General features: G+C 67.8%; 31 protein-coding genes. 11 read left to right on the forward strand and 20 right to left on the reverse strand.

The features are described 5' to 3' along the window. Positions 1-106 precede the first annotated feature (106 nt). Positions 107-1,483, forward strand: coding sequence for an MATE family efflux transporter (locus BM244_RS06600; protein WP_254784324.1), 1,377 nt, complete (start codon positions 107-109; stop codon positions 1,481-1,483). Here the strand turns inward: BM244_RS06600 and BM244_RS06605 are convergent. Continuing rightward, positions 1,480-2,241, reverse strand: coding sequence for an MJ0042-type zinc finger domain-containing protein (locus tag BM244_RS06605; RefSeq protein ID WP_093398224.1), 762 nt, complete (start codon positions 2,239-2,241; stop codon positions 1,480-1,482). The genes BM244_RS06600 and BM244_RS06605 overlap by 4 nt on opposite strands. A 165-nt stretch (positions 2,242-2,406) precedes the next feature. Between BM244_RS06605 and ftsE the strand changes: the two genes are divergently transcribed. From ftsE to BM244_RS06625, 4 genes are read left to right on the forward strand one after another with little or no spacing between them, the layout of a single operon-like run. Next, a complete protein-coding gene (ftsE, locus tag BM244_RS06610; RefSeq protein ID WP_093398225.1) occupies positions 2,407-3,135 on the forward strand; it encodes a cell division ATP-binding protein FtsE in 729 nt (242 codons plus the stop codon). Then, positions 3,132-4,031: a cell division protein FtsX gene (locus BM244_RS06615; protein ID WP_093398226.1), complete on the forward strand. Its 900-nt coding sequence runs from the start codon at positions 3,132-3,134 to the stop codon at positions 4,029-4,031. The genes ftsE and BM244_RS06615 overlap by 4 nt, the downstream gene beginning before the upstream one ends. After that, positions 4,028-4,564, forward strand: coding sequence for a YdcF family protein (locus tag BM244_RS06620; RefSeq protein ID WP_093398227.1), 537 nt, complete (start codon positions 4,028-4,030; stop codon positions 4,562-4,564). The genes BM244_RS06615 and BM244_RS06620 overlap by 4 nt, the downstream gene beginning before the upstream one ends. Continuing rightward, the gene (locus tag BM244_RS06625; RefSeq protein ID WP_093398228.1) at positions 4,561-5,241 is read left to right on the forward strand and encodes a lysophospholipid acyltransferase family protein; all 681 of its coding nucleotides are present in this window, start codon (positions 4,561-4,563) and stop codon (positions 5,239-5,241) included. The genes BM244_RS06620 and BM244_RS06625 overlap by 4 nt, the downstream gene beginning before the upstream one ends. A 136-nt stretch (positions 5,242-5,377) precedes the next feature. Here the strand turns inward: BM244_RS06625 and BM244_RS06630 are convergent, their stop codons facing one another. Both BM244_RS06630 and hisC read right to left on the reverse strand, forming a co-directional pair. Then, a complete protein-coding gene (locus tag BM244_RS06630; protein WP_093398229.1) occupies positions 5,378-6,286 on the reverse strand; it encodes a prephenate/arogenate dehydrogenase family protein in 909 nt (302 codons plus the stop codon). Next, complete coding sequence (gene hisC, locus BM244_RS06635; protein ID WP_093398230.1) at positions 6,286-7,395, reverse strand: histidinol-phosphate transaminase; 1,110 nt, start codon at positions 7,393-7,395, stop codon at positions 6,286-6,288. Before hisC ends, BM244_RS06630 begins: the two co-directional genes overlap by 1 nt. Before the next feature lie 247 nt (positions 7,396-7,642). Between hisC and BM244_RS06640 the strand changes: the two genes are divergently transcribed. The 4 genes from BM244_RS06640 to BM244_RS06655 all read left to right on the forward strand — a co-directional run bounded on the left by BM244_RS06640 (position 7,643) and on the right by BM244_RS06655 (position 10,290). After that, positions 7,643-8,794 (forward strand): homoserine O-acetyltransferase MetX, encoded by a 1,152-nt coding sequence (locus BM244_RS06640; protein WP_093398995.1) that lies wholly within the window; start codon positions 7,643-7,645, stop codon positions 8,792-8,794. After that, positions 8,791-9,225 carry a GNAT family N-acetyltransferase gene (locus tag BM244_RS06645; RefSeq protein WP_093398231.1) on the forward strand — a complete coding sequence of 145 codons (435 nt, stop codon included), beginning with the start codon at positions 8,791-8,793 and terminating at the stop codon, positions 9,223-9,225. The genes BM244_RS06640 and BM244_RS06645 overlap by 4 nt, the downstream gene beginning before the upstream one ends. Further along, positions 9,222-9,809: a methionine biosynthesis protein MetW gene (metW, locus tag BM244_RS06650; RefSeq protein WP_093398232.1), complete on the forward strand. Its 588-nt coding sequence runs from the start codon at positions 9,222-9,224 to the stop codon at positions 9,807-9,809. The genes BM244_RS06645 and metW overlap by 4 nt, the downstream gene beginning before the upstream one ends. A 94-nt stretch (positions 9,810-9,903) precedes the next feature. Beyond that, positions 9,904-10,290, forward strand: a complete 387-nt coding sequence (locus BM244_RS06655; RefSeq protein ID WP_093398233.1) for a response regulator — start codon at positions 9,904-9,906, stop codon at positions 10,288-10,290. On the opposite strand, the gene BM244_RS06660 is transcribed toward BM244_RS06655, so the two are convergent. From BM244_RS06660 to BM244_RS06685, 6 genes are all read right to left on the reverse strand, one after another. Further along, on the reverse strand, positions 10,280-11,812 hold the full coding sequence (locus tag BM244_RS06660) for a sensor histidine kinase (protein WP_254784325.1): 1,533 nt from the start codon (positions 11,810-11,812) through the stop codon (positions 10,280-10,282). The genes BM244_RS06655 and BM244_RS06660 overlap by 11 nt on opposite strands. Positions 11,813-11,817: 5 nt before the next feature. Then, on the reverse strand, positions 11,818-12,426 hold the full coding sequence (gene ssb / locus BM244_RS06665; RefSeq protein WP_093398234.1) for a single-stranded DNA-binding protein: 609 nt from the start codon (positions 12,424-12,426) through the stop codon (positions 11,818-11,820). A gap of 8 nt (positions 12,427-12,434) precedes the next feature. Then, positions 12,435-14,309: a ferrous iron transporter B gene (locus tag BM244_RS06670; protein ID WP_093398235.1), complete on the reverse strand. Its 1,875-nt coding sequence runs from the start codon at positions 14,307-14,309 to the stop codon at positions 12,435-12,437. Between the two features lie 9 nt (positions 14,310-14,318). Beyond that, complete coding sequence (locus BM244_RS06675; RefSeq protein WP_056487822.1) at positions 14,319-14,594, reverse strand: FeoA family protein; 276 nt, start codon at positions 14,592-14,594, stop codon at positions 14,319-14,321. A 127-nt stretch (positions 14,595-14,721) separates the two neighbouring features. Further along, entirely contained in the window at positions 14,722-15,375 is a 654-nt protein-coding gene (locus BM244_RS06680; protein WP_093398236.1) for a COQ9 family protein, read from the reverse strand. Then, positions 15,372-16,370 carry a DMT family transporter gene (locus tag BM244_RS06685; protein WP_093398237.1) on the reverse strand — a complete coding sequence of 333 codons (999 nt, stop codon included), beginning with the start codon at positions 16,368-16,370 and terminating at the stop codon, positions 15,372-15,374. The genes BM244_RS06680 and BM244_RS06685 overlap by 4 nt, the downstream gene beginning before the upstream one ends. A gap of 51 nt (positions 16,371-16,421) precedes the next feature. On the opposite strand from BM244_RS06685, the gene BM244_RS06690 reads away from it, so the two are divergent. Together BM244_RS06690 and BM244_RS06695 are read left to right on the forward strand one after the other, a co-directional pair. Beyond that, positions 16,422-17,510, forward strand: a complete 1,089-nt coding sequence (locus BM244_RS06690) for an alkene reductase (RefSeq protein WP_093398238.1) — start codon at positions 16,422-16,424, stop codon at positions 17,508-17,510. Between the two features lie 219 nt (positions 17,511-17,729). Beyond that, positions 17,730-18,239, forward strand: a complete 510-nt coding sequence (locus BM244_RS06695; protein ID WP_254784326.1) for a hypothetical protein — start codon at positions 17,730-17,732, stop codon at positions 18,237-18,239. Positions 18,240-18,244: 5 nt separating this feature from the next. Here the strand turns inward: BM244_RS06695 and BM244_RS06700 are convergent, their stop codons facing one another. From BM244_RS06700 to gltX, 11 genes are all read right to left on the reverse strand, one after another. Continuing rightward, positions 18,245-18,640, reverse strand: coding sequence for a hypothetical protein (locus tag BM244_RS06700; protein WP_093398239.1), 396 nt, complete (start codon positions 18,638-18,640; stop codon positions 18,245-18,247). 25 nt (positions 18,641-18,665) lie between these two features. Then, positions 18,666-19,481: a DUF1206 domain-containing protein gene (locus BM244_RS06705; RefSeq protein ID WP_093398240.1), complete on the reverse strand. Its 816-nt coding sequence runs from the start codon at positions 19,479-19,481 to the stop codon at positions 18,666-18,668. Positions 19,482-19,977: 496 nt separating this feature from the next. Continuing rightward, a complete protein-coding gene (locus BM244_RS06710) occupies positions 19,978-20,175 on the reverse strand; it encodes a DUF4169 family protein (protein WP_093398241.1) in 198 nt (65 codons plus the stop codon). Continuing rightward, entirely contained in the window at positions 20,163-20,483 is a 321-nt protein-coding gene (locus BM244_RS06715) for a GNAT family N-acetyltransferase (protein ID WP_093398242.1), read from the reverse strand. The genes BM244_RS06710 and BM244_RS06715 overlap by 13 nt, the downstream gene beginning before the upstream one ends. Continuing rightward, positions 20,480-20,902, reverse strand: a complete 423-nt coding sequence (gene ribH, locus BM244_RS06720; RefSeq protein WP_093398243.1) for a 6,7-dimethyl-8-ribityllumazine synthase — start codon at positions 20,900-20,902, stop codon at positions 20,480-20,482. The genes BM244_RS06715 and ribH overlap by 4 nt, the downstream gene beginning before the upstream one ends. Beyond that, positions 20,902-22,068, reverse strand: a complete 1,167-nt coding sequence (gene ribB / locus BM244_RS06725) for a 3,4-dihydroxy-2-butanone-4-phosphate synthase (protein WP_093398244.1) — start codon at positions 22,066-22,068, stop codon at positions 20,902-20,904. Before ribB ends, ribH begins: the two co-directional genes overlap by 1 nt. After that, positions 22,052-22,663 (reverse strand): riboflavin synthase, encoded by a 612-nt coding sequence (locus BM244_RS06730; protein ID WP_093398245.1) that lies wholly within the window; start codon positions 22,661-22,663, stop codon positions 22,052-22,054. Before BM244_RS06730 ends, ribB begins: the two co-directional genes overlap by 17 nt. After that, entirely contained in the window at positions 22,663-23,766 is a 1,104-nt protein-coding gene (gene ribD / locus BM244_RS06735) for a bifunctional diaminohydroxyphosphoribosylaminopyrimidine deaminase/5-amino-6-(5-phosphoribosylamino)uracil reductase RibD (protein ID WP_368086066.1), read from the reverse strand. The genes BM244_RS06730 and ribD overlap by 1 nt, the downstream gene beginning before the upstream one ends. After that, positions 23,763-24,110, reverse strand: a complete 348-nt coding sequence (locus BM244_RS06740; RefSeq protein WP_093398247.1) for a hypothetical protein — start codon at positions 24,108-24,110, stop codon at positions 23,763-23,765. The genes ribD and BM244_RS06740 overlap by 4 nt, the downstream gene beginning before the upstream one ends. Positions 24,111-24,179: 69 nt before the next feature. Continuing rightward, positions 24,180-24,845, reverse strand: coding sequence for a TonB family protein (locus BM244_RS06745; protein ID WP_093398248.1), 666 nt, complete (start codon positions 24,843-24,845; stop codon positions 24,180-24,182). Positions 24,846-25,336: 491 nt separating this feature from the next. After that, positions 25,337-26,662 carry a glutamate--tRNA ligase gene (gltX, locus tag BM244_RS06750; RefSeq protein ID WP_093398249.1) on the reverse strand — a complete coding sequence of 442 codons (1,326 nt, stop codon included), beginning with the start codon at positions 26,660-26,662 and terminating at the stop codon, positions 25,337-25,339. Between the last annotated feature and the right edge of the window lie 3 nt (positions 26,663-26,665).

Raw genomic sequence — 26,665 nt, forward strand, 5'->3', positions numbered from 1 at the left:
AACATCGCCGGGCGAACCCGGCATCTGGTAGGCGAGCGCCACTAGCAAGGCTTTCCGCATCGTGCAACGCCCTTTGCGAAAAAGCGTTCGTCCGGTACCGCAAACGATGGCCGTGCCCTTTCTCTCGCCCGATACCAGGGCCGATCTGCAGGCCGAAACGCGGCGCGTCCTCGCGCTGGCGTGGCCGGTGATGCTGACCAGCCTCAACTGGACGATCCTCCACGTCACCGACGTGATCGTGGTCGGGCTGGTCGGCGCGCACGAGGTGGCGGCGCTGGGGGCTAGTCGATCGCTGACGTTCATCGCGATCGTCACCGGCCTCGCATGGCTGTCGGGCGTGCTCGTCCACACCGCACGTGCCGACGGGGCGGGGGATCTGCCGCGGACCGGGCAAGTGCTGCGCGAAGGATTGGTGCTGGGGTTGCTGCTCGGGCTCGTCGTCGGCGGCGTCATGTTCGTGTTCGCGGACGCCATGCTCGCCGGGATCGGCGTCGCGCCTGCGCTGGTCGAGCCGGCCGGACGGGTCGTCCGCGTCATGGCGTTCACCTATCCGCCGCAGTTGATGATCGTCGCCGCCAGCTTCTTCCTGGAGGGCGTCAGCCGGCCGCGCCGCGTCGCGGTGGTCAACCTGTCGATCCTGCCGCTCAACGCGCTGCTCGCCTGGGCGATGTCGGGCGGTCATCTCGGGCTCCCGGCGATGGGGGCGGTCGGCGCGGCGACGGCCACCGCGATCGCGTCGGGACTCGGCGCGGTCGGGATGATCGCCGCGGCGCTGACCCTGCCGCGCGCAAGGGAGCGCGGCGTTCGGCGCATCGATCTGGCCGCATGGCGCGGGGTGCCGGCCGGCATCGTGGCGCTGGCGGTGTTCGGGATCGTGCCCGCCGTCGCGTCCGGGCTGGAACTTGCTGGCTTCTCGATCCTGATCGCGCTGTCGACGCAATTCGGCGACGACGTCGCGCATGCGTTCCAGATCGTGTTCTCGGTCCACAACGTCACGTTCGGGTTTGCGCTCGGCCTCGGGTCGGCGTGTGGCGTCCGCGTCGGCAATGCGGTGGGCGAGGGGGATCCGAAGGCAGGCATCTCGCGCGCTTTGATCGCGACCGGTCTGTCGATGCTGGCGCTGGGCGTATGCGGGATCGTCCTAATCGTCGCGCGCGCGCCGATCGTCGCGGCGTTTCCGGCCGATGCCGCGACTCACGCGGTCGCGCTGGCGATGCTGCCGGTATGGGCGCCGTTCATCCTGTTCGACGGCGCGCAGGTGGTGCTGGTCTACGCGCTCCGCTCGCTCGGCGATCAGGTCGTCGCGGGCATGAACAGCATCGTCGCGTATTTCATCGTCACCGGCGGCGCAGGCTGGTGGATGGTCCACGCCGGGATGGGACCGATGGCGCTGGTCTATGCCTCCGGGCTGGGAATGCTCACCGCAGCGCTGTTGCACGGCGCACGGTTCTGGATCGTGAGCCGGCGATTGCGGCGCGCCTAGCGGGTCGCTTCACCTGCAAAGCTCAGCTCCAGCCGCTTCGAGTTCGCCGGCACGTTCAGCGTCGCGGAGTTGAAATCGATCGCACCGCCCGGCGCCAGCGTCCGCTGCTGCGGGGTGATCGTCCAGCTATACACCAGCCGCCCCTGCGCATCGCGGAGTTCGGCGCGGATGTCGGGCACGCGCTGGCGCTGGTTGGACGGGTTGGTGACCTGGCCGCTGACCGCGAACAGCTCGGAGCCATTGTCGAGCTCGCGCCGCTCGATCGGATTGTCGCGCAGCCGCAGCGGCGTCTCGTCGCTGCCGATCCCGAGACCCAGCTTGGCCGCGACGCCCGGCGCACCGAGATACACGATCGCGCCCGCCGCGATCAGCATCAGCAACCCGGCAAGCACCGCGACGATCGTCCAGCGCCGCGTCGTGTTGCGACGCAGGCGAACCGGCAGAGTGTCGATCTGCGGCGCTACGGGAGCAACGAATGTAGGCGCTACGAATGCAGGCGCGGGTGGCGCGGCGGGGGCGAAGGGCGCGAACCGTTCGGCCGGCTCCGCGATCGGCGGCCGCGCGAGCGGGGCGAGCGGCGGTGGCGCAGGCGCTAGCGGCGTCGGCTCCGGGATCTCCAGCGCATCCTCGACGTCCGGTGCAGCAGCCTGGAACCAGCTATGCTTGCAATTGGCGCAGCGCACGGTGCGCCCTTCGGTCCCGATCGCGCTGTCGGGGACCAGATAGCGCGTGCTGCACTCGGGGCATTGGAGGATCATGAGTACGCTTCACCAGCGGCCGCCGGAGCGCGACCGTATCTTGTGCCGAATAAGCACGCGGCCCGCATATGTGGCAAGCTTGAAGCGGCGCGCGCTTTCATGCGAAAGCGCCGATACGGGCATTGGCACGGGCATCAAGCGGGCGAGAGCGGGCGCAACCACGTCATGGCGAATATCGTCCAATTCGAAAATGTCGGGCTTCGCTACGGCACTGAGTCAGACTCGGGGCCCGGCGCAGGGCCGGAGACGCTGTCGGACGTCAGCTTCACGCTGCGCAGCGGTGCGTTCTATTTCCTGACCGGCGCGAGCGGCGCGGGGAAGACCTCGTTGCTGAAGCTCCTCTATCTCGCACAACGCCCGACGCGGGGCGTGATCCGGCTGTTCGGCGAGGATGCCGTGGTGCTGTCGCGCGACCGACTGCCCGGGTTTCGGCGGCGGATCGGCGTGGTGTTCCAGGATTTTCGGCTCGTCCCGCATCTGTCGACCTGGGACAATATCGCGCTGCCGTTGCGCGTGGCGGGGATGCCCGAGGCGGATATCGAGCAACCGGTGCGCGAGATGCTCGCCTGGGTCGGGCTGACCGAGCGCGCCGATGCGCGACCCGCGACGCTGTCGGGTGGTGAGCAGCAGCGTGTTGCGATCGCCCGCGCGGTCATCGCACGCCCCGAGATCCTGGTCGCGGACGAGCCGACCGGCAACGTCGATCCCGACATGGCCGAGCGGCTGTTGCACCTGTTCGAATCGCTCAACAAGCTGGGTACGACCGTAGTGGTCGCGACGCACGACTTCCACCTGCTGGGGCGGATACCGGGCGCGCAGATGATGCGGCTCGATCGCGGGCGGCTGCTCGATCCGACCGGCTCGCTGCGCTATCCGCCGACGCGGCCCGAATGATCGGTCGCGCCACCAAAGCGCGGTCTTCGGCCGAACGCCGCGTGCTCGACGAAGCGGGTGGCCTGCGCGCGATGACGTGGGTGATGGCGATCATGCTGTTCCTGACGATGCTCGCCGCCGCCTTGGGGCTGGCGACCGCAGGCGCGGCGCGCCTGCTCGATCGACAGTTGGCGGGGCGGTTGACGGTGCAGGTCGTCGATGGCGATCCGGTCCGCCGCGATGCGGTTGCGGCGCGCGTGCTGGCGGCGCTGCGGACGATGCCGGCGGTCGCGACGGCGACGCCGGTCGATCGCGCCGAACTCACGCGGCTGCTGCAACCCTGGCTCGGGTCCGATGGCGCCGACCCGCAATTGCCCGTGCCGGCGATGATCGACGTCGACCTCGCCGATCATGACGGGGCGGTGGCCGCGCGCGTCGCGACCATAGTGCGTCGGCTGAGCCCGATCGTCCGCGTCGATCGCCATGAAAGCTGGATGTCGCCGGTCAACGACGTGATGCGCTCGCTGACGTTCCTGGCACTCGCGCTGGTCCTGCTGATGGCGAGCGCGACCGCCGCGGTCGTCGTGCTGGCCGCGCGCGCGGGTCTGGAGACGCACCGCGAGACCATCGCGGTGATGCACATGCTCGGCTCGACCGATCTTCAGGTCGCGCGGCTGTTCCAGCGGCGGATCGCGCTCGATGCGTCGATCGGCGGCGTCGGCGGCGGTATCGCCGCGTTGCTGGTGGTCGCGTTCATCGGCCTCCGGTTGCACGGACTGGGCTCCGAACTGCTCGGCGGCGTGACGCTCGGCGGGGTGGACTGGGTGGCGCTCGCGATGCTGCCGATCGCGTTCGTCGTCCTCGCCACGCTCGCCGCCCGCGTCACGATCGTCCGCGCGCTGAGGCATATCCTGTGATCGTCCGGTTCCTCGGCATCATGGCGCTCGCCTGGGCGTTCGGGTTCGCGGTGTTCATGCTGCTGCTGCCGAAACCGCTCGACGGGTTCACCTCGGATGCGATCGTCGTGCCGACCGGCGGGGCAGGGCGGATCGACCGCGGCATCGCACTGCTCCGCGATCACCAAGCCAAGCGGATGCTCGTGACCGGCGTCGCGCCGGGGGTACGACCGATCGATCTCGCGCTGGAGTATCGGACGTCGCCTGCGCTGTTCGCGTGCTGCATCGATCTCGGCGCGGACGCGGTCGATACGCGCTCGAACGCGGAGGAGACTGCGCAGTGGGTGCGCGTGCACAAATACCGCTCGGTGCGGCTGGTGACGTCGGACTGGCATGTCGCGCGCGCGCGGATGGAGCTCGCGGCGGCGCTCGACAAGAACGTCGTGATCCTTGGCGACGGGGTGCCGGGGACGCCGCGGCTCGGGACCTTGGTCAACGAATATAACAAGTTGATCCTTCGCCGGATCGCATTGTGGATTGGATTTGGCGGATGATCTGGCTGCGCAACTGGGCGTTCATGCTCGTTTTCTACACGATCTCGGTGCCGATCGTGGTGACCGTGCCGATCTCGGCGCTGTTCGGCTCCCGCGCGGTGATCGTGCATTCGACGATCTGGACGCGCTTCCACCGCTGGTGCGCGCGGGTGATCCTGGGCGTGCATATCCGGATCGAGGGGACGCGGCCGACCGAGCCGGCGTTCTATGCGTGCAAGCACCAGGCGATGTTCGAGACGCTCGAGTTGCAGGGGTTGCTCGACGGTCCGGCGATCGTGCTGAAGCGCGAACTCGCGGATATTCCGGCCTGGGGTTGGGCGGCGCGGCGCTATGGCGCGATCGTCGTCGACCGCGAGGCGTCGGCGACGGCGATGCGCAGCATGATGCGCGAGGCGACCGCGGCGAAGGCGACCGGGCGCTCGATCCTGATCTTTCCGGAAGGAACGCGCGTGTCGCCCGGCGAGCATCCGCCGCTGAAGCCGGGGTTTGCCGGGCTGTATCGCGCGTTGAAAATGCCGACGGTGCCGATCGCGTGCGACAGCGGTTTGGTGTGGCCGAAAAAGGGGTCGAAGCTGCCGGGGGTGATCACGTTCCGGTTCGGCGAGGTGGTACCGCCGGGCTTGCCGCGCGAAGAGGCTGAGCAGCGCGTCCATGCGGCGATGAACGCGCTGGATTAGGTTGGGAAGGCACCCCCCAGCAGTCCACCACCCCGGCGAAGGCCGGGGCCCAGTTGGGCGACGTCGCTAATGTGCGTTGCGAGCCGTTACTCTAGCCTACCCAACTGGGCCCCGGCCTTCGCCGGGGTGGTTGCCCTCAACCGTGCGTACGCCCGAAATCCTGCACGTCATCGTCCTGGCCCTGCTCGACAATGCTCCGCCGGATCGCCCGAGTCCGCGTGAACAAGTCGAACAGCGCATCCCCATCACCCCAGCGGATCGCACGCTGCAGGTGACTCAGATCCTCCGAGAAGCGCTGGAGCATCTCCAGCACCGCCTCGCGGTTGTTGAGGAAGATATCCCGCCACATCGTCGGATCCGACGCCGCGATCCGCGTGAAATCGCGAAACCCGCCCGCCGAATATTTGATGACCTCCGACTGCGTCACTTCCTCCAGATCGCCCGCGGTGCCGACGATCGTATAGGCGATCAGATGTGGCAGATGGCTGGTGACGGCGAGGACGCGGTCGTGATGCTCGGGCGCCATCGTCTCGACCTGCGCGCCGAGCCTGCGCCAGAACTCCGACACGCGCTCGACCGCGACCGGGTTCGCGCCTTCGGGTGGCGTGACGATGCACCAGCGGTGGCGGAACAGCGTCGCGAAGCCGGCCTCGGGCCCGCTTCGCTCGGTGCCCGCCACCGGGTGCGCAGGGATCACGATCGCGTTCGGCAGCGCTTCGGTCAGCGCGCGGACGATCTCCGCCTTGCAGCTGCCGACATCGCTGACGACCGCATCCGCCGGCAGATCGGCCGCGAACTCACGCGCGACGTCGCCCATGATGCCGACGGGTACGCACAGGATCACCAGGTCGGCGTCGATCACCGCCGCCCCCGCCGATCCCGCAACGTCGTCGCAGAACTGCAGCCGGTCCGCCGTCTCGCGCACGCCCGCGTCGGCGTCGTAGCCGGTGACGCGAACGGTCGGCATCGTCGCCTGGATCGCGCGCGCCACCGACGAGCCGATCAGTCCCAGCCCGACGATCGTGACGCGCGCAAACGGAAGCATCAGGCGTTGTCGACCAGATTGCGCAGCGCCGCGGTGACGCCGCACGTTTCCTCCTCGGTGCCGATCGTGATGCGCAGCGCGTTGGGCAGGCCCTGGCCGGGCAGCCAGCGGACGATGTAGCCCGCGTCCATCAGCCCGTGATACGCCGCATCGGCAGTCAGCTTGCCCTCGAACAGCACCAGCACGAAGTTCGCCTTCGACGGCACCGCCCGGAGCCCCGCATTGCCCATCTGTTCGATCTGCTCGACGAACCAGCCGCGCCACGTGTCGTTATGCGCGCGCGTCGCGTCGACGAAGCCGGTGTCGCCGATCGCGGCGACGGCTGCAGCCTGGCCCGCAGTGGTCACGTTGAACGGTGCGCGGATGCGATGCATCGCGTCGATGATCGGCGCGCAGGCATAGCCCCAGCCGATCCGCTCGGCGGCCAGCCCGTGGATCTTCGAGAAGGTCCGCGTCACGAGCACGTTCGCCTCGGTCATCGCGAGTGCCAAGCCCGCATCGTCCTCCTCGGGCGACAGATATTCGGCATAGGCCTGGTCGAGCACCAGCAGCACCGACTTCGGCAGTCCGGCATGCAGCCGTGCGACTTCTGCGCGCGGCGTGAACGTGCCGGTCGGGTTGTTCGGATTGGCGACGAAGACGACGCGGGTGCGCTCGGTGACCGCGGCGAGGATCGCGTCGACGTCGGTCGCATAGTCGCGGTCGTCGACGATGACGGGTTCGGCTCCCACCCGGCGCGTCGCGATCTCGTACACCGCGAAACCGTAGCGGACGTGGATGATCTCGTCGCCCGGTCCGGCATAGGCGCCGGCGATCAGATGCAGGATCTCGTCCGAGCCGGTGCCGTAGATCACGCGCGCCGGATCGAGGTCGTAATGCGCCGCCAGTGCCTCGCGCAATTCGGCCGCACTCGCATCCGGATAGCGTTCCAGGGTCCGGTCCGCGGCATCGAACGCGGCCTTCGCGGCAGGGCTGGTGCCGAGCGGGTTCTCGTTCGACGACAGCTTGATCACCTTGCGGCCATCATCGGTCGTCGAGCGGCCGGGCGTGTACGGCGCGATCCCCATGATCCAGGGCTTCGGCGCAGGGGCGGGCGTGATGTTTGTCATGGTCGCGGGACATAGCGGGCGCGGTGGCGCGGTGGCAAATCTTTGTGCGTGGGGGGCGGGGGAAGTCGGTCTTTACGATCCTCCCCCGCCAGGGGGAGGTGGCGCCAAAGGCCACGGAGGGGGAGGACGCACAGCAGATGTTTCGCTTTCCTCCCCCTCCGTCTGGCAAGCGCCAGCCACCTCGCCCTTGCGGGGGAGGATCGAGGACGCGCTGGCATGACGGCAGCCGCTTATGGTAGCGCGCGGCATGCTCGACACGCCTGCCATCGACCCCAGCACCGGCCACGACACCGACCAGCGCTTCGGTCTCGCGCGGCGCGTCACCTTGCCGGGGCCGCTGCGGCTCGACGGCGGCGTGCTGCTGTCGCCGGTCGATATCGCCTACGAGACCTACGGCACGCTCAATGCCGACGCGTCGAACGCGGTCCTGATCTGCCACGCGCTGACCGGCGACCAGCACGTCGCCTCGCACCACCCCCGCACCGGCAAGCCCGGCTGGTGGACGCGGATGGTCGGCGAGGGCAAGCCGATCGACCCTGCGCGGCACTTCGTCGTCTGCGCGAACGTGCTCGGCAGTTGCATGGGGACATCGGGGCCGGCGACGATCAATCCCGCAACCGGACGGCCTTGGGCAATGGGCTTCCCGGTCATCACGATCCGCGACATGGTGCGCGCGCAGGCGATGCTACTCGATCATCTCGGGATCGGCGTGCTCCATGCGGTGGTCGGCGGGTCGATGGGCGGGATGCAGGCGCTGAGCTGGCCCGCCACCTTCCCCGACCGCGTGAAGGCGTGCGTCGTGATCGCCTCGACCGCGCGCCACACCGCGCAGAACATCGCGTTCCACGAGGTCGGGCGGCAGGCGGTTATGGCCGATCCGAACTGGCGCGGCGGCGAGTATCACGACGATGCCGCGCCGACCGCCGGGCTCGCGGTCGCGCGGATGGCGGCGCACATCACCTATCTGTCGGAGGCAGGGCTGACCGAGAAGTTCGGCCGCCGCCTCCAGGCGCGCGACGCGAAATCGTTCGGCTTCGACGCGGACTTCCAGGTCGAGAGCTATCTGCGCCACCAGGGCCTCGCCTTCACCGACCGGTTCGATGCGAACTCGTACCTCTACATCACGCGCGCGATGGACTATTTCGACCTGGCCGAGGAGCATGGCGGTTTGCTCGCCAATGCGTTTCGCGCGACCAAATCGCGGTTCTGTCTCGTCAGCTTCGACACCGACTGGCTGTATCCGACCGCCGAATCACGCGCGATCGTCCAGGCACTGAACGCTGCCGGCGCCCCGGTCAGCTTCGTCGAGCTGTCGAGCCCGTACGGCCACGACGCGTTCCTGCTGGAGGCGCCGGATCTGAACCGGGTGGTCGACGGCTTCCTGAGGGCTGGCCGATGACGATCATCCTGTCCGACGACGCGACCAAGTTGCAGATCGACCGCATCCATGGCTGGCTGGCGAGCAGTTACTGGTCGCCAGGTATCGAGCGCGATCTGGTCGCGCGCGCGATCGCCGGGTCGCACTGTCTCGGCGCGTACGAGAACGAGCAGCAGGTCGGCTTTGCGCGGATGATTACCGATCACGCCACCTTCGCGTGGCTGGCGGACGTATGGGTCGACGAATCCGTACGCGGGCAGGGGCTCGGGCGGCGGCTGGTGAGCTGGTTCCTGGAGCATCCGTCGTTTGCCGGGTTGCGCAGGGTCGGGCTCGTCACCGCCGATGCGCATGGCGTGTATGCGAACCTCGGCTTCCATCCCCTAGTCCGCGCCGATCGCTACATGGAGCGCCTCGCGCCGGGCCTCGCCGAGCAGTTGCGGAACGCGCCATGACCTTACGGACCGACCTTGCCGTAATCGCCGAGAACGTCGCGCAGGGCAGCCGCGTGCTCGATATCGGCTGCGGCGACGGGGCGCTGATGGCTGCGCTCCGCGATACGCGCGATGTCGACGCGCGCGGTCTGGAGATCGACGCACGCAACGTGGCGTCTGCGGTCGCGCGCGGGCTGTCGGTGATTCAGGGCGATGCGGATATCGACCTTGCCGGCTATCCCGACGGCAGCTTCGACTACGCGATCCTCAGCCAGACGTTGCAGACCGCACGCGCGCCCGATCTGGTGCTCGACCACCTGTTGCGGATCGGCCGACGCGCGTTCGTCAGCTTCCCCAATTTCGCGCATTGGCGCGTGCGGCTGTCGCTGCTGTGGGGCGGGCGGATGCCGGTGACGCGGCAGTTGCCAGAGAGCTGGTACGACACGCCGAACATCCACCACGTCACGATCGACGATTTCCGCGCCTTCGTGAAAGCGCGCGGGATCACCGTCGAGAACGCCTGGTTCCTGTCGGGCGACAAGCGCACCGGCGCAGGGGGCGCCAATCTAATCGCCGAGCACGCGGTATTCCTGCTGCGACGGTAATCGATTGTGAGACTGGGTCCATATCGGGACGAGCGGTTGATCCAGATTACCGATTTGGCGGAACCGATCGGCTGGCGACTGGTTAACCCCGTCGATGACCAAGACCGCCCTCATTGTCGAAGACGAAATCTTCGTCGCGCTCGACCTCGAGCGAATCCTCATGGATGCCGGCTACGGCGTCGCGGGGATCGCGGCCGATCGTGACAGCGCGATCGCCGCAGCACCGGGCTGCAACTTCGCGTTCGTCGACATCAACCTGCGCGACGGACCGACAGGGCCCGAAATAGCCAAGCGGATGGCACGAGACTACGGCGTCAAGGTCGTGTTCGTAACCGCCAACCCCGCCCAGATCGGCGATGCCGAGTGCCTCGGGTACATCCGCAAGCCGTTCAACGACTCCGCGATCCTGGCGGCTGCGGCGATGGCCTGCAACGACGAAGCGATCGCGCACGACGACGTCGTTCGGGTCGTCAGCGGCTGAACGCAGCTCTCGGAATGGCCAGATCGACGATCAGGCCGTCATCGTTCCACGTTCGGTTCACGCTCCCGCCCAGCTGACGCACGGCGCTCATTTCGATAAGTTGCGTGCCGAAGCCGGCCGGCGTGGTCGGCCTGTTCACGGACGGGCCGCCCTGTTCGCACCAGTTCAACGTCACGGTCTTGTCGGTGGCGGTAATGGCGATATGAACCGTGCCGAGTTCGGTCGCCAGCGCGCCATACTTCGTCGCGTTGGTAGCAAGCTCGTGGAACATGAGCGCGAGCGGCGTGGCCGAGCGATCGTCGATCTGGACGTCGTCGCCGGCGACGCTCAGGCGTGCGCCGTCGATCCGCTGATACGGCTCGAACAATTCCTGCAACAAGCCGTGCAGGCTGTTCTGCGCCGCGGCCGGGCGCGAGTTCGCGCTATGCGGACGGACGAAATCATGGGCACGGCCAAGCGCGTTGATGCGGTGGCGCAGGTCGGTCGCGATCCCCGCGAACTCCGGCTTCCCCCGCGCCGAAAACGCGATCAGCCCGGCGATCACCGCGAAGATGTTCTTGATGCGGTGGCTCAGCTCCTGGCTGATCATCTCGCGTTCTTCATAGGCGAGCTTCTGTTCGTGGATGTCGGTACAGGTTCCGAACCAGCGCTGGATCGCGCCCCGTTCGTCGCGGACCGGCAGCGCACGACCGAGCACCCAGCGGTAGGTGCCGTCGAAATGCCGAAGCCTGTATTCGATGTTGTAGGGCTCGCCGGTGTCTAGCGACTGGCGCCAGACGGCCCAGGCGCGATCCTGGTCCTCGGGGTGGAACACGTCGTTCCAGCCTTCGCCGTCAGTCGTACCGGCAGGGGCGCCGGTGAACTCGTACCAGCGCGCGTTATAGTAATCGTGGAAGCCGTCGGGCTGCGTCGACCAGACCATCTGCGGCATGGTGTCGGCGAGCGTGCGGAACTTCAGGTCGCTCGCTTCGATCGTACGGCGTGCCTCGGCCTCGGCCATCGCCTGTTCGCGCGCGGTGCGGCGGTCGTCGAGCCGGCCCATCGCCGCCTTGGCGAGCAGCGTGAGGCCGTCGCGCTGGAACCGGGTCAGGCCTTCGCGCGGCTCGTTCGCCAGCACGCAGAGCGCGCCCAGCGGCACGCCCTCGCTGGAGACGAGCGGTGCACCGGCATAGAATCGCACATACGGCTCGCCCGTCACCAGCGGGTTGTCGACGAAGCGCGGATCGGCCTGCGCGTCGGGTACTTCCATCACCTCGTGATGGTGCATCGCGTGCGCACAGAACGACATGCTGCGCGGCGTCTGCTCTAGGTCGAAGCCGGTCCGCGCCAGAAAACGCTGATATTCCTCCTCGACCAGGCTCAGCAACGCAACCGGGGCGCCGCACAGCTCTGCTGCGAACGCCACGATGTCGTCGAGCTGGCCCTTCGCGCGCGCGCCGGCGACGTCGTAGGCCGAGATCACGCGGGAGCGCTCGGCCTCGTCGAACGTGGCGGTCTTGGGAACGGAATACAGCGTCGTCACGGCAATCAGAACGGCACGTCGTCGTCGAGATCGTCCGAGAAGCCGCCGGTCTGGCCGAAGCTGCCGCCGCGTGCGCCGCCACCACCGGAAGGTGCGCTGCCGCCGCGACCACCACCGCCGCCGCCGCCGTAACCGCCGCCGCCACCCGACGAACCACCGCCGAAGTCGTTGCCGCCACCGCCGCCGGCCCAGTCGTCGCCACCGCCGCGGCTACCACCGCCGCCGCCTGCACCCCCGCCTGCACCACCGCCAGCGCCGCCGTTCGGGCCGTCGAGCATCGTCAGCACGCTGTTGAAGCCCTGCAGCACGATCTCGGTCGAATATTTGTCCTGGCCCTGCGCGTCCTGCCACTTCCGGGTCTGGAGCGCGCCCTCGATATAGACCTTCGAGCCCTTGCGGAGATATTTTTCGGCGACGTTCGCCAGACCTTCGTTGAAGATCGCGACCGAATGCCATTCGGTCTTTTCCTTGCGCTCGCCCGACATCTTGTCCTTCCAGGACTCCGATGTCGCGATGCGCAGATTGACGACCTTGCCGCCGTTCTGGAACGCCTTGCTCTCCGGGTCGCGACCCAGATTGCCGACGATGATGACCTTGTTGACGCTGCCTGCCATGATGCCCCTCAGAGGCCGGCGAACACCGCCAGCCAGTATGTAATGCCAGCCATGATGTAGGCGGCGGCGAACAAATAGCCAACCATGAAGGCGGGCCATTTCCACCCATTGGTCTCGCGACGGGTGACGGCGATCGTCGAAATGCACTGCGGCGCGAACACGAACCACATCAGGAAGGCGAGCGCGGTGGGCAGGCTCCAGCGGCCGCGGAGGTTCTCGATCATCGCCTTGCCGCCCTGGTTGCTGGCGGGATCGTCGATCGCGTAGACGGTGCCGATCGCCGCGACCGCGACTTCACGCGCGGCCATCGCCGGGATCAGCGCGAGGACGATGTCGCGGTTGAAGCCGATCGGCGCGAACACCGGCGCGATGCCGTTGGCGATGCGTCCGGCGACCGAATAATCGACTGCCGAGATCTTCGGCGCACCGGCGGGCTGCTCGGGCGGCTTGGGGAAGCTCAGCAACACCCACAGGATGATCGTCGAGGTCAGGATGATCCCGCCGGCGCGCTTCAGGAAGATCTGCGCGCGGCTCCACAGGCCGATGCCGACGTCGCGCCACTGCGGCCACTGGTATTTGGGCATCTCCATCATGAAGCCCGACGACACGCCCTTGGTCACCGTCCGGCGCAGCACCAGCGCGGCGACGAACGCACCGACGATGCCCATCACGTACAGGCCGAGCATCACCAGCCCCTGCAACCCGACGAATGGCAGCACCTGCGTATTCGGGATGAACGCGCCGATGATCAGCGTGTAGACGGGCAGGCGCGCGGAGCACGTCATCAGCGGCGCGATCAGGATCGTCGTCAGCCGGTCCTTCTCGTCGTCGATCGTCCGCGTCGCCATGATCCCGGGGATCGCGCACGCGAAGCTCGACAGCAGCGGAATGAACGCGCGCCCGGACAGCCCGACGCTCGCCATCACCCGGTCCATCAGGAACGCCGCGCGGACCATGTAGCCGCTGGCTTCGAGGACCAAGATAAAGAGGAACAGAATGAGGATCTGCGGCAGGAAGACGATGACCGCGCCGACGCCCGCGATCACGCCGTCGACCAGCAGCGAGCGGAGTAGCGAATCGGGGAGTTCGGCGGTCAGGAAGCCCTGCAACGCGGTGAACCCCGCGTCGATCGCGTCCATGAATGGCTGTGCCCAGCTGAACACCGCCTGGAACATCAGGAACATGATGCCGAGCAACAGGATCGGCCCCGCGACGGGGTGCAGCGCGACCGCGTCGAGCATGTGCGTCCAGCGGCGGACCTGCGTCTCGGATACGGTCGCGGACGTGGCGATTTGCCGCGCGCGGCGCTGGAGCGTGACGATGTCGTCCTGCACGCTGCCGTTGGATTTGCGGAGGCGCATCGGGCCGTTGACGACGATGCCGGATAAGGCCGCTTTCAACTCGTCGAGACCGCGCTTGCGCACCGCGACGGTCGGGATCACCGGCACGCCGAGTTCGCGCTCGAGCACCTTGGGATCGAGCTTCAGCCCGTCGCGCTCGGCGAGATCGACCATGTTGAGCGCGACCACGACCGGCAGGCCGAGCGCGATCAGCTGGAGCGTGAAGCGGAGGTGGTTGTCGAGATTGGCGGCATCGACGACGACGACCAGTGCGTCGGGCAGGCGCTCGCCGTCCTGCGTGCCGGTGACGACGTCGCGCGTGACTCGCTCGTCGGGGGAAGAGGGTTCGAGGCTGTACGCGCCGGGCAGGTCGACCAGCTCTACGGGCCGGCCGTCGTCGAGCATCAGCCGCCCGACCTTCCGCTCGACCGTGACGCCGGGATAATTGCCGACCTTCTGGCGCGCACCCGTGAGCGCGTTGAACAGCGCGCTCTTGCCGGCATTGGGATTGCCGACCAGCGCAACCAGCGGTGCTGCGTTCATTTTATGGGATTATTCAGCCGCGGCAGGCATGGGCGAAACGTGGATCGCGCCGGCAACGGCACGGCGCAGCGCAACCGTCATCCGGCCGATCCGGCAGGCGATCGGGCCTTGGCCCAGCGTCGCGCGGTGCAGCACCTCGACATCGACACCCTCGTCGAAGCCGAGTTCGCGCAACCGGCGCGCCTCGGGATCGGCAAGTCGCGCCCATTCGATCGCGGCAACGATGCCATGCTGCTTGCGAGGCAGCGTTTCGAGGCTGACGGAACGATCGGGGCGAGTGTCCATGATGCGACTGATTATCAGTAACGCTCGGGGAAGGGAAGCCCTAACCGTCGTGAGTTACGACCGCCTCGACGCCTCGCCATCCAGATGAAAGTCAGAATATAGAAGCACTTAGCGACTGTTAGCAGCTTCAGGCAGTTGGATAGCGCAGGCGGCCGACGAATCGCGACAGGCTGAAACCGTGCTCGGTGCGCTTGAGGAAGCCGGCCTTGGCCTTTTCGAACTGCATGATCCCGTCGATGCGACGACCGAGGAACGCGCGCGTCTCGGCGAGGCCTTCGCTCTCGTCGTCGAGGAAGACCGTGATCGTCGACGCATACACGCCGAGCAGGATCGTCCGCTTGGTGTAGTAATTATAGTCGGTCGCGACATCGCCGGCCGCGCGCCAGATCGTGTCGACCGTCCGCCAGCCAAGCCGCGTCGCCTTCGCCAGGTTCTGCGGCAGCGCGAGGATCGCGAGCGCGCGCCGCAGCGATTCGCGATCGATCGACGTCGCGTTCAGGCGGGCTTCGACCAGCGCGGTGATCCTCTCGCGGATCTTCATCAGCGCCAGCCGCTCGGGCGGCACTGCAGCGAGCATCACCCCGTCGATGTGCGCGAACCACGCGTCGATCATGTCGACCGGGCCGTCCTTGAACGCGAGCGGGGCGATGTCGGTGTCGATCGCCTCGGCCTGCGCGGCCATATCGCGCGCGGCATCGCTCCAGCCGTCGAACGCCGCGTTGGCGGCGATGCCGGGGGCGAGCTTTGCGCGGATTTCGTCGAGCGTAAGGTCCTGGGTCATACCGTCTCCTGCCGTTCAAAATCAGGCGTATCAAGCGTGTGTTCAAGGGGGGGCGACACTTCCGGGGGAGGCCCGCGGCGGACGAGCACCAGCGCGACCGCCACCATCACGACGCCGACCAGGTCCGCCGCGCCAAGCCGCTCGCCGTACACCAGCCAGCCGACCACACCGGCGACCACCGGCTGGATCAGCAACGCGATCCCGATCACCAACGGCGAGAAGCGGCCGAGCGCATAGATCATCAAGCCTTGCCCGAGCACCTGGCTGCACAGGGCAAGTCCGATCAGCGGCCCCCAGTGCGTCGGCACCACCCGCTCCCCCATCACCAGCGCGAACACGAGCAGCGGCACGATCCCCGCCAGCGTCGACAGGGTCAGCGCGGACAGTGGCGCCAGCGTCGCCCGCGCGCGCGCCATCAGGATGAAATAGACCGTATAAAGCAGCCCCGCGAGGATGCAGAGCAGATCGCCCGCAAGGTTCTTCGCATCGAGCTGATAGGAACGCCCCAGCAACAGCGTCGCCCCGGCCGCCGCCAACGCCAGTGCCCAGCCCTGCGTCCGCGTCGGCCATGTCTTCGCGATCAGGAAGCCGTAGATCGGGAACATCAGCGTCGCCGCGTTGCCGAACAGCGTCGCGTTGGCGAGCGTCGTGCGCCGGATACCGAGGTGCCATGCCCCAAGATCGGCCGCGAAACACACGCCGCCGACGATCAGCCCGATCCACACGCCCCGGCTCAACCGAGTCGGCCGTGCGCCCTGCTGAACCGCGAGCGCGATCAGGAACGGCACGGCGAGCGTGAGCCGCCAGAACCCCGCGGCCACCGGCCCGACCTCGGTCGCGCGGACGAACCACGGCCCGAACGCCAGCGCGACGTTCGCCACCACCAGCGCCGCGAAGGCGATAAGCCCCGGCGCGGCGACACTTTCCGCAACTGGCGTCAAACCGTGCGGCGTATCGGGCACGCTAGATAATCTTTGCGGGTCGGGACGATGCATGCCGCCCTGTAGCCTCCTATCTTCCGCCCGTCAGGCCAATAAGGAGCCCCCATGCCTAGCCTTTTCGATCCGATTACCCTTGGTGCCGTCGAAGCGCCCAACCGCATCATCATGGCGCCGCTCACCCGCGGGCGTGCCGACAGGGATGCGGTGCCGACCGACATCATGGTCGAGTATTATACGCAGCGTGCGAGCGCCGGCCTGATCATCTCGGAAGCCACCGGCATCAGCCGCGAAGGCCTTGGCTGGCCGTTCGCGCCGGGCCTGTGGACCGATGCGCAGGTTGCCGCCTGGAAGCCCGTCACCGACTCGGTCCATGCCGCCGGCGGCCGGATCGTCGCACAGCTGTGGCACATGGGTCGCCAGGGCCATTCGTCGGTGTACGAGACGCAGCCCGTATCGTCGTCGGCAACCGCGACCGAAGGCCAGGCGCATACGTTCGAGGGCAAGAAGGACTTCGAGGTCGCACGTCCGCTCGAGACCAACGAGATCCCGCGTTTGCTGAACGATTACGAGCTGGCAACCAAGAACGCGCTCGCGGCAGGCTTTGACGGCGTGCAGATTCACGCAGCCAATGGCTATCTGATCGACCAGTTCCTACGCGACAACGCCAATTTCCGCACCGATGAGTACGGCGGCTCGATCGAGAACCGCGTCCGCCTGCTCCGCGAAGTCGCCGAGCGCGTGATCTCGGTCGCCGGCGCTGATCGCGTCAGCGTCCGCCTGTCGCCCAACGGCGATTCGCAGGGCGTCGACGACAGCAACCCCGAGGCGCTGTTCACTGCCGCCGCCAAGGCGCTGTCCAATCTCGGCATCGCGTTCCTCGAACTGCGCGAGCCCGGCCCCGATGGTACGTTCGGCAAGACCGACGTGCCGAAGCTCAGCCCGGCGATCCGGAAAGTCTTCAAGGGCGTGCTGATCGTCAACTCGGACTACACGACGGTCGAGGAGGCGCAGGCCGAGCTCGATTCGGGCAATGCCGACGCGATCACCTTCGGTCGCACGTTCATCGCGAACCCGGACCTGCCCGAGCGCCTGCGCACCGGCGCACCGCTCGCGAAGGACGATGCGAAGACGTGGTACAGTCAGGGCCCCGAGGGCTATATCGACTATCCCGCGCTCGAGACCGTGAACGCCTGAACTTAATCCTCCCCCGCAAGGGGGGGTGGCAGGCGCCAGCCTGACGGAGGGGGAGGCACGCGCTAACGGTGGTTCCGCGTCCTCCCCCTCCGTCACCTTCGGCGACACCTCCCCCTGGCGGGGGAGGATCACGAAGGGCTGACTCTGGTCACCCGCCCCGCGTTCGCCTAGCAGCGCGCCTCCGCGTCGTACGGCGCACCGGTGACGACAGGATATCTAATGACCGACGGCTGGCCGAGCGGCGGCAGGGGAACGGGGCCGCTCACGCCCGGCACCGCCGACCGTGCCGCAAAGCGGGCGGAAGAGCGTGCCAATGGCCGCGAGCAGCGCGCGAAGGAGCGGCTGGCCGCGTCCGAACAGCGGTCCGAATCGCGCGCGGCGCAACGCGATCTCCAGTCCCAGGACCGCGAACGCGCCCGCGATAGCCGGCGGATCGAGGAGGATCAGCGGATCAAGGCGCGCCTCGATGCACCGCCGACCAACGACGTCGAGGCGCTGAAGATCTCCAAACGCCGCCGCTCGGGCGCGCTTGCCCGCAGCGGCGAGGAATCGAAGACCGACCGCGACACGCGCAGCTACAAGACGATCGTCGACACCGCGCGGATCCGTACGCTCGCCGATCGCGGCGCGTCGGTGGCGGGGCTTGCCGGCGCGTTCGGCATCACGATCGAAGAGGTCGAGGCGGCGTTGCTCGAAACGGCCCCACCGGAGACGGCCGCGCAGGACTGACGCCGTCAGGCGTGGCGGTCTCCCGCAAGCCACGCCTTCGCCTCGTCGATGTCGAGGAACGTCCGGCAGTTCTCGGCCTTCAGATAGCGTTCGGTCTGGAGCTTCGCCAGATGCGACGCGACGACCGCCGCAATCGGCGCCGACGTCACCTTCAACGCCTTGGGCATCATCGCTTCCAGCGCATCGATCACCGTCAACGGCTGGATCGCGGCCTTGCGCAAGTCGGCGAGCACCACGAACGGACCGTGATACAGCCGCGCCGCCGTGCCGCGCGCGAGCAGTTCGGCGGAGAAGGCCGCGGTCGTCGCGACCGACCAGAACCCCTCGGTAACGATCGTGAGCGTCTTGGTCGGCGCGTCGAAGCTGATCGTGTACATGCCGCCGTCCGCTATCATCGGCATCTTAACGATATGCTGTCGCTCGCCGTCAATCGGTCCCCGGCAGGTCGACATGGATCCGCCGGAAACGTGCCTCGACCAGGCTATAGGCCCCGAACAGCGCCAGCCCGATCCCGGTCAGCGCGAGCAGCCACTTGCCGCCCGGTTGCGCCTGCAGCCGTTCCAGCGCCTCGGCCACGCCACCCGCGTCGCTGGCATGCGCGGTCCAGGCGGCCAGCGCGAACAATCCGGCGACGATCAGGAACACGAGCGCCCGTGCTCCGTAGCCGATCCGGCCCATCGTGCAGACATAGCCCGGCGCGGGGGCGTCGCCGCGCAGGTCGTGGATGAAGTCGCCGCGCCACGCCTTCTGCGCCTGCTGGACCGCGGCGACCAGCACGCCGACCGCGACCGCGCCGACCAGTACGCGTCCGGCCGGCTGGTCGAGCAGCAACGCGGTCCAGTCGCGCGCGCTCTCGTCGCCGGGCGAGACGGCGATCTTGCCCTTGCCCAGATCGAGCGCGAGCCGAGTCGCGGTCCAGGCGAGGATCAGATGCGCGATACCGCTGACGACATGGCCAATCCGCCTGAGGCTGCCCTTGGCATCGCGGGTGATCTGCTCCGGGTTAGCCGCGGCCTCGGTCAGTCGCCAGATCGCATAGCCGAGCAACCCGGCGGCCACGATCGCCAGCAGCACCGGGCCGAGCGGTCCGCCCGCCATCGACCCGATCGCGCCCTGGTTGTCGGCAACCTCGCCGCCGTGCAGCGCCGCGTCGACCGCGAACCAGCCGACGAGGATGTACACAACGCCACGCGCGGCAAAGCCGAGCTTGGCGAGCCACGTCGCATTCGCATCCGAGATCATTACCGCCCCCTTGTTACGCAGGCATAACGGTGCAGCGGTCGCGACGTTCCTGTAAGGCCGTCGAGGACGATTGGCGCGGTTCCCGAAGGTCTGTTTCCCCTGCGAAGGCGGGGCTCCAGTCTGGGCTCCCGCCTTCGCGAGAGAACGAGGCAGGGCATCGTGCCGCGCAACTGCCGACACGTGCTTGCTCAAGGGCACAAACACCGTAGCTGTCGAGGGGCGGCGCGGCGGGGGGATCGAGGGCCGATGTGCCCCCGGTTCCGCCAAAGCTCTCCGATTTTCGCCGTTCAGACCCAATCGATCCTCCCCCGCCAGGGGGAGGTGGCGCCGTAGGCGACGGAGGGGGCGGACACGGAACAGCGGTTACCCTTACCTCCCCCTCCGTCAGGCCGACGCCTGCCACCTCCCCCTGGCGGGGGAGGATTGTAGGTTGGGCGTTGGTTCGGTCCGGTGCTCGCAAGGGAAGGAACACGTAGTGGCCGTCGAAAGGGTAAGGTTATTCGTCGACCGTGTCGGAGGTGAAATCGAGCCGCGCGCCGTCCAGCGTCCTTTCTATCCGAGCCTTCGCAGCCGCGTCCGCCGCCTTCTCCGCCGCCGTCCGCCCGAACAGCCTGCGGTTCCGATCCGCCCGCACCGATGCCTCGTCTCGCGCGCGCTGCTTCCGGACGAGGCGCATGTTGATTACGTCACCCATGGCTTGCTCTCTGCGCCCGCCAGTCCCCAGCCGATCTCCGTCCCCGGCCAGTCTTCGGGCTGCCACGGACCGACGCGGCCGATCCATTCGCCGGTATCGCGTAATGTCACCGCGAACATCGAGAAGCCGCGAATGCTCCACGCGCCTGCCATCGCGCACAGACCACGCGAGGCGACGCTGCGCGACTGCACGCCGCCGGGATGACGCATCGTGACGGGATCGGCGTGGAACGCGTACCAGGCTTCGGCATCCTCCGGTCCCAAGGGCCGGAGTAACAGGCGCTCCGTCAGGAGCACCGGTGCAGTCACGCGACGAAGCGGTCCTTCAGCGCCAGCATCGCCAGCGCCGCGTTGGCCGCGCCACCGCCCTTGTCGCCTTCGGTGGGCTTTGCGCGCGTCAGCGCCTGCGCCTCGTTCTCGGTGGTCAGGATGCCGTTGCCGATCGGCAGGCCGTCCATCGTCAGCTGCATGATCCCGCGTGCGCTCTCGCTCGCGACGATCTCGAAATGATAGGTCTCGCCGCGGATCACGACGCCAAGCGCGACATAGGCGTCGAACGTCTCGCTCTCGGCCGCCAGCGCGATCGCGCCCGGCACTTCGAGAGCGCCTGGCACGGTGATCGTCTCGTGCGTGTGGCCGGCGGCTTCGATCGCGGCCTTCGCGCCTTCGACCAGCAGGTCGTTCAGGTGATCGTAGAACCGGGCTTCGACGATGAGGAGATGCGCCATCAGTTGCTCTTTTTCGTGTTCAGGGACGCGATCGGGCGCTCGCCGACGATCGACAAGCCGTAGCCGTCGAGGCCGACCAGCGTGTGATGCGTGTTGGTGATCAGCACCATGTCGTGGACGCCGAGTTCGGTCAGGATCATCGCGCCGACGCCGTAGTCGCGCAGTTCCTCCATGTCCGGAGTGATCTCTGCGCCCGCCTTCTTCATCACCGCGGAGGTGAAGGTGTTGCTGCGCGGGCGGTTGATGACGACGATCACGCCGGCGCCTTCGTCCGCGATCATCTGCATCGAGCGCGCGAGGATACGACCGCGATCGCCCGACTCGCCGAAGATGTCCGCGAACGGCGACAGCGCGTGCATGCGGACGAGCGTCGGCTTGGCGGGGTCGATCTTGCCCTTCACGAGCGCGACCTGCTCGGTGCCGGTCGCCTTGTTCCAGAACGTCAGCGCGCTCCAGTCGCCACCCCATTCGGAGGTGAACTTGGCCTCGGCGCGCTTCTCGACGAGGTGATCATAGCGGCGGCGATAGGCGATCAGGTCGCGGATCGTGCCGATCTTGACGTTGTGGAACTGTGCGAAGGTGACGAGGTCGTCCATCCGCGCCATCGTGCCGTCCTCGTTCATGATCTCGCAGATCACGCCCGAGGGATTGAGCCCCGCCAGCCGCGCAACGTCGACCGCCGCCTCGGTATGGCCGGCGCGTACGAGAACGCCGCCCTCGCGCGCGACCAACGGGAAGACGTGGCCGGGGGTGACGATGTCCGCCTTCTGCTTGGTCGCATCGATCGCCACCGCGATCGTCCGCGCGCGATCGGCCGCCGAAATGCCCGTCGTGACGCCTTCGAGCGCCTCGATCGAGACGGTGAACGCGGTCTCGTGCCGGGTGCCGTTGTTGCGGCTCATCAGTTCGAGCCCGAGTTCCTCGGTGCGGTCCTTGGACAGTGCCAGGCAAATCAGGCCGCGACCGAACTTGGCCATGAAGTTGATCTTCTCCGGCGTCGCCATCTGCGCGGGGATGACGAGGTCGCCCTCGTTCTCGCGATCCTCGTCGTCGACCAGGATGAACATCCGGCCGTTGCGCGCCTCGTCGATGATCTCTTCGGGGCTCGACAGATAGCCGTGCTTCAGGCGCCCCAGTTCGGCGGTACGTTCAGCTGGCTTTGACACGGTAATGCTCCATGCGTTGGAGATAGCGGGCGAGGACGTCGATCTCGATATTGACCGACTGTTCCACGTGGATCGTCCCGAGCGTGGTGACGCCCCAGGTATGCGGAATGATGTTGAGGCCGAATTCGACCTCTCCGTCGATGTCGCGGACGCTGTTGACGGTCAGCGAGACGCCGTCGACCGTCACCGAACCCTTGGGCGCGATGAACGGCGCGATGTCGGCGCCGGCGCGGATCGTGACGCGGTGCGAGCCGCCTTCCTCCGCCAGCGCGACGACAGTGCCGAGCCCGTCGACATGGCCGGTAACGATATGCCCGCCAAGTTCGTCGCCGAGCTTCATCGCACGTTCGAGGTTATATGTCCGTCCCGCGGTCCACTGGTCCTTGGCGGTGCGGCTGATCGTCTCACCCGACACGTCGACGGCGAACCAGTTCGGCCCCTTGTCGACGACGGTGAGGCATACGCCCGAACACGAGATCGACGCGCCGAGATCGATGGTGGCGGTATCATAGACGGTACTGACGATCACGCGCGTATCGCCGGGCGATTCCACGGATGTGACGGTGCCGATGTCGGTGACGATTCCGGTAAACATTATCCCTCGTTTCGTTCGCGCTCGTAGACCTCGAGCCGGTCGCTGCCAAGTTGCCGCGCATCGACGATCGCCCAGCGATCATGCGCCGCGGCCAGGTCGGCGAGGCCGATGTCGCGGAGTGCGTGTTGGCCGCCGCCGATCAGGATCGGTGCGCGGTAGAGAAGGAGGCGGTCGACGAGATCGGCCGCGAGGAAGGCCGACGCTACGGCCGCGCCGCCTTCGATCAGGATGTGGTCGACATTGGGGAGGGTGGCGATGGCAGATGGGGAGGGGATCACGGTCCAACCGGCATGCCCGTCGTCCGCGGCAATCCCGTCAACCCGGCGAATGCCGGGGTCTCCCGGTGAGGCTCGGTCGTGGTCGCCCACCGGAATATTCCCGCTTTCGCTGGGATGGCGGGGGGAGGGGGTGGCGGCGAGTGTCGTCGACAACAGCACGCGCTTAGGGCCCCGCGCTTCCAGACCCAGCAACCGCACGTCGAGTCGCGGGGTGTCGGCGTCATACGTCCCCCGCCCGACGAGAATGGCCTCATGCCGACTCCGTTCGAGATGCGCATGGGCGCGGGCCTGCGGGCCGGTGATCCAGCGGCTCGAGCCGTCCGGCATCGCGATGCAGCCGTCGAGCGATGTCGCGAGCTTCAGCGTGACGTGAGGGCGGCCACGTGCTTGCCGGGTAAGGAAGCCGGCCATCGAACGTCGGGATTCGGTCGCGCGAACACCCCGCGTCACGGTGATGCCAGCGGCCTCCAGCCGGGCAAACCCCTGGCCCGCGGTTCGCGCATCAAGATCCTCGAGAGCGGCAACGACCCGCCCGACGCCCGCTTCGATCAGCAAGTCGCTACACGCCGGCCCGCGCGGTGATCGATGCGCGCACGGTTCCAGCGTGACGTAGGCCGTAGCCTCCCGCGCCTTCACGCCGGCCTCGGCCAGCGCCATCGCCTCGGCATGCGGACGTCCGCCCGCCTGCGTCCAGCCACGCCCGACGACTCGGCCCTTGTTGACGATCACGCAACCAACACTGGGATTGGGCGCGGTCCGTCCGCGACCGCGCTCGGCCAGCGCCAACGCGGTGCCCATCCACCGAGCATCCGTCGCCTGGGTCAGATCCCCATGGCCTTCAGCTTGTCGTCCAGCCGCTTGAACGACGCGCGTTGCGCATCCTCGCGCGCTTTCTGCTCGGCGACGGCCTTGGCCTTGATCGGCGCGTCGATCTTCTGCTGCGCGACGATCTGCGCATCGGTGCGATCCGCGGGCCATTGCTCGACGTAGATGATCTTCGGCCGGTATTCCTTCTCGACGTACGAGTCCTTCATGAACGCGTAGATCAGGAAGCTGGTGACACCGAGCGCGGCGACGAGAAAAATGAGCTCGTACGGCCGACGCTGGCTGAGGAAGAGCCGCAGGTCGCGATAGGCGACGATCGGCGTGAAGCGACTGAAAAAGCCCATGCGCGCCAAGATAGGGGGGCGGAGCCGGCTAGGCCAGCCCCGCACGCCCCAGCTTTGGTTTGCGGGGCCTTAGTTCTGGAGCACGAACGTCAGCGCCATCGATCGCCACGCCTCGACCGGAACGCCGTCGCGAGTCGCGGGCTTGAACCGCCACTTCGCCAGCGCACGATCCAACGTCGCGCGGTAGAACGCGTCGGTGGTCGCGCTGACCCGCTCGACCTGCTTCACGCGACCGTCGACGCCGACCAGCACGCGCACGACGACTCTGCCCTCGCGTTCGGCGCGGCGTTCCTCGGACGGATAGCTCGGCTGGAAATCCGCGGCGTAGCGTGGGTCGATGCCCGGCTGGACGAACAGGGGCGGCAGTTTCGGCGGATCGACCGCGACGGTGCCCGTTCCGCTGCCTTCGACGCCGATCGGCGGCGTGTACGGGAGCGGATCGGGGGCGACCGTGAAGCCGTTATCGGTGATGGTCGGCACCAACGGGGTCGGCGCATCGGGACGCGGGGCGGGGCGCGGTTGCTGGCGGACCAACGGATCTGCGGGTGGCACCGGCTCGGGCGGCGGGGGCGGAGTATACGGCACATAGGTGACGAGTGGCTTGTCGGGCACGAACGGCAGCACGTGCGGCGCCGCAAAGAACAAGGCTCCGATCACCACGGCGTTGATGGCCAGCGCGACGCCGAGGCTTCCGGGATTGAATCCGCCCGTCCGGTTCAGTCGATCCGCGTACATTACCGTCTCCTTCGCTTCTCCTCGAGGATGGCGGCGAGATAGGTACCGCCAAGTGGGATGGTACATCATTACATTTCGGAGGCAAGGGGTTTGGGGGGGCGAGGTATGCTGACTTCATGTTGTCGTTCTCGGGCGATGTTTGCCGGTCGGCACCAACGGGCTCGACCAACTTACCGTACTGCGCTGGCGCCCCACCACTCGCCCGCGGGCACCACCCCGGCGAAGGCCGGGGCCCAATTGGAAAGGTTGGAATAATGGAGCGCGGCGCCCGTTCGCGACGTCCCCCAATTGGGCCCCGGCCTTCGCCGGGGTGGTGGTGAAAGGGAAGGGTGGTGCTTTTTTCGACCGCCGGCAGGGACAGTCTGCTGCGACCAATTCCGCCGCCGCCGCCCTTCCTTGTCCTCCCGCGAAGGCGGGAGCCCAGTCTGGACTCCCGCCTTCGCGGGAGGACAAGCTTCTTGGAAGCTCGACCGCCGTTCAGGAACGCCAGATCAACGCGCCGCGAGTCGTTCCAAAGCCCGCTCGCGCCCGATCAACGGCAGCAACGCCGCCATGTCGGGACCATGATCACGCCCCGTCAGCGCCCGTCGCAACGGCAGGAACAGCGCCTTCCCCTTGCGCCCCGTCTCCGCCTTCAACCGAGCCGTCAGCGCGTGCCAGGGATCGCTCGACCAGTCGATCTCTCCAGCCGCCACCAGTGCCTGATCGAGATACGCCGCGTCGATCTCGCCCTCGACGGCAACCGGCCCCTCGATCACGCCCCACCAATCCGCCGCATCGGCCAGCGTCATCAGGTTCGGCCGCACCGCCTCCCACGCCGCCACGTCCATGCCGTCCGGCAACCGCGCGGCCACCGCCTCATACGGCAGCGCATGCAGGATCCGCGCGTTCAACGCCGCCAGTTCCGCCTCGTCGAACCGCGCCGGCGCCCGCCCGAACCGCGCAAAGTCGAACCCTGCGATCAGCGGTGCGGCATCGGCGATCGGCTCGACCGGATCGCTCGTCCCGATTCGCGCCAGCAGCGCACGCACTGCCTGCGGCTCGATCCCGACCTCGCGGAAATGATCGACGCCGAGCGAGCCGAGCCGCTTCGACAGCTTGCCCTCCGCCCCCGTCAGCAACGCCTCGTGCGCGAACCGCGGCGGCGTGACGCCGAGTGCTGAGAACATCTGCAACTGGAGCGCGGTGTTCGACACGTGATCCTCGCCGCGCACGACATGAGTCACGCCCATCTCGGCATCGTCGATCGCCGACGGCAGCATATACAGCCACGATCCGTCCGCGCGCCGGATCACCGGATCGCTCATCGTCTTCGCCTCGAAATGCGCCGTGCCGCGGATCAGGTCGTCCCACGCGATCGCCGAGTCGTGATCGAGCTTGAACCGCCAATGCGGCTTCACGCCGTCCGCCTCGAGCTTCGCCCGCGCGTCGTCGTCCAGCGCCAGCGCCGCGCGGTCGTAGATCGGCGGCAACCCGCGCCCGGCCTGGATCTTGCGCTTCAGGTCGAGCTCCTGCGTGGTCTCGTACGCGGGATACACGTGCCCGCTCGCGACCAGCGCCGCGAACCGCGCCTCGTACAAGGCGAACCGCGCCGACTGCCGCTCCTCCGCGTCGGGCGTCATCCCGAGCCAGTCGAGATCGGCGCGGATCGCATCGACGAACCGCTCTTCGCTGCGCTCGGGATCGGTATCGTCGATCCGCAGCACGAATTTCCCGCCATTCGCGCGCGCGAACATCCAGTTGTGGAGCGCGGTGCGGATGTTGCCGACGTGCAGTCGGCCGGTGGGCGAGGGGGCGAAACGGGTGATCACGGTCATCGT

This window comes from Sphingomonas sp. OK281 (assembly GCF_900115295.1).
GTDB lineage: Bacteria > Pseudomonadota > Alphaproteobacteria > Sphingomonadales > Sphingomonadaceae > Sphingomonas.

Coding starts and splice junctions, on each gene's coding strand:
- BM244_RS06670 (WP_093398235.1), bottom strand. CDS start 14,309: ATGAACGCAGCACCGCTGGTTGCGCTGGTCGGCAATCCCAATGCCGGC.
- hisC (WP_093398230.1), bottom strand. CDS start 7,395: ATGACAAACATCACGCCCGCCCCTGCGCCGAAGCCCTGGATCATGGGG.
- BM244_RS06655 (WP_093398233.1), top strand. CDS start 9,904: ATGACCAAGACCGCCCTCATTGTCGAAGACGAAATCTTCGTCGCGCTC.
- BM244_RS06710 (WP_093398241.1), bottom strand. CDS start 20,175: ATGGGTGACGTAATCAACATGCGCCTCGTCCGGAAGCAGCGCGCGCGA.
- BM244_RS06600 (WP_254784324.1), top strand. CDS start 107: ATGGCCGTGCCCTTTCTCTCGCCCGATACCAGGGCCGATCTGCAGGCC.
- gltX (WP_093398249.1), bottom strand. CDS start 26,662: ATGACCGTGATCACCCGTTTCGCCCCCTCGCCCACCGGCCGACTGCAC.
- BM244_RS06695 (WP_254784326.1), top strand. CDS start 17,730: ATGACCGACGGCTGGCCGAGCGGCGGCAGGGGAACGGGGCCGCTCACG.
- BM244_RS06615 (WP_093398226.1), top strand. CDS start 3,132: ATGATCGGTCGCGCCACCAAAGCGCGGTCTTCGGCCGAACGCCGCGTG.
- BM244_RS06730 (WP_093398245.1), bottom strand. CDS start 22,663: ATGTTTACCGGAATCGTCACCGACATCGGCACCGTCACATCCGTGGAA.
- ftsE (WP_093398225.1), top strand. CDS start 2,407: ATGGCGAATATCGTCCAATTCGAAAATGTCGGGCTTCGCTACGGCACT.
- BM244_RS06740 (WP_093398247.1), bottom strand. CDS start 24,110: ATGGGCTTTTTCAGTCGCTTCACGCCGATCGTCGCCTATCGCGACCTG.
- BM244_RS06605 (WP_093398224.1), bottom strand. CDS start 2,241: ATGATCCTCCAATGCCCCGAGTGCAGCACGCGCTATCTGGTCCCCGAC.
- BM244_RS06675 (WP_056487822.1), bottom strand. CDS start 14,594: ATGGACACTCGCCCCGATCGTTCCGTCAGCCTCGAAACGCTGCCTCGC.
- BM244_RS06645 (WP_093398231.1), top strand. CDS start 8,791: ATGACGATCATCCTGTCCGACGACGCGACCAAGTTGCAGATCGACCGC.
- BM244_RS06625 (WP_093398228.1), top strand. CDS start 4,561: ATGATCTGGCTGCGCAACTGGGCGTTCATGCTCGTTTTCTACACGATC.
- BM244_RS06690 (WP_093398238.1), top strand. CDS start 16,422: ATGCCTAGCCTTTTCGATCCGATTACCCTTGGTGCCGTCGAAGCGCCC.
- metW (WP_093398232.1), top strand. CDS start 9,222: ATGACCTTACGGACCGACCTTGCCGTAATCGCCGAGAACGTCGCGCAG.
- BM244_RS06630 (WP_093398229.1), bottom strand. CDS start 6,286: ATGCTTCCGTTTGCGCGCGTCACGATCGTCGGGCTGGGACTGATCGGC.
- BM244_RS06685 (WP_093398237.1), bottom strand. CDS start 16,370: ATGCATCGTCCCGACCCGCAAAGATTATCTAGCGTGCCCGATACGCCG.
- BM244_RS06745 (WP_093398248.1), bottom strand. CDS start 24,845: ATGTACGCGGATCGACTGAACCGGACGGGCGGATTCAATCCCGGAAGC.
- BM244_RS06680 (WP_093398236.1), bottom strand. CDS start 15,375: ATGACCCAGGACCTTACGCTCGACGAAATCCGCGCAAAGCTCGCCCCC.
- ssb (WP_093398234.1), bottom strand. CDS start 12,426: ATGGCAGGCAGCGTCAACAAGGTCATCATCGTCGGCAATCTGGGTCGC.
- BM244_RS06705 (WP_093398240.1), bottom strand. CDS start 19,481: ATGATCTCGGATGCGAATGCGACGTGGCTCGCCAAGCTCGGCTTTGCC.
- BM244_RS06700 (WP_093398239.1), bottom strand. CDS start 18,640: ATGCCGATGATAGCGGACGGCGGCATGTACACGATCAGCTTCGACGCG.
- BM244_RS06640 (WP_093398995.1), top strand. CDS start 7,643: ATGCTCGACACGCCTGCCATCGACCCCAGCACCGGCCACGACACCGAC.
- ribH (WP_093398243.1), bottom strand. CDS start 20,902: ATGGCGCATCTCCTCATCGTCGAAGCCCGGTTCTACGATCACCTGAAC.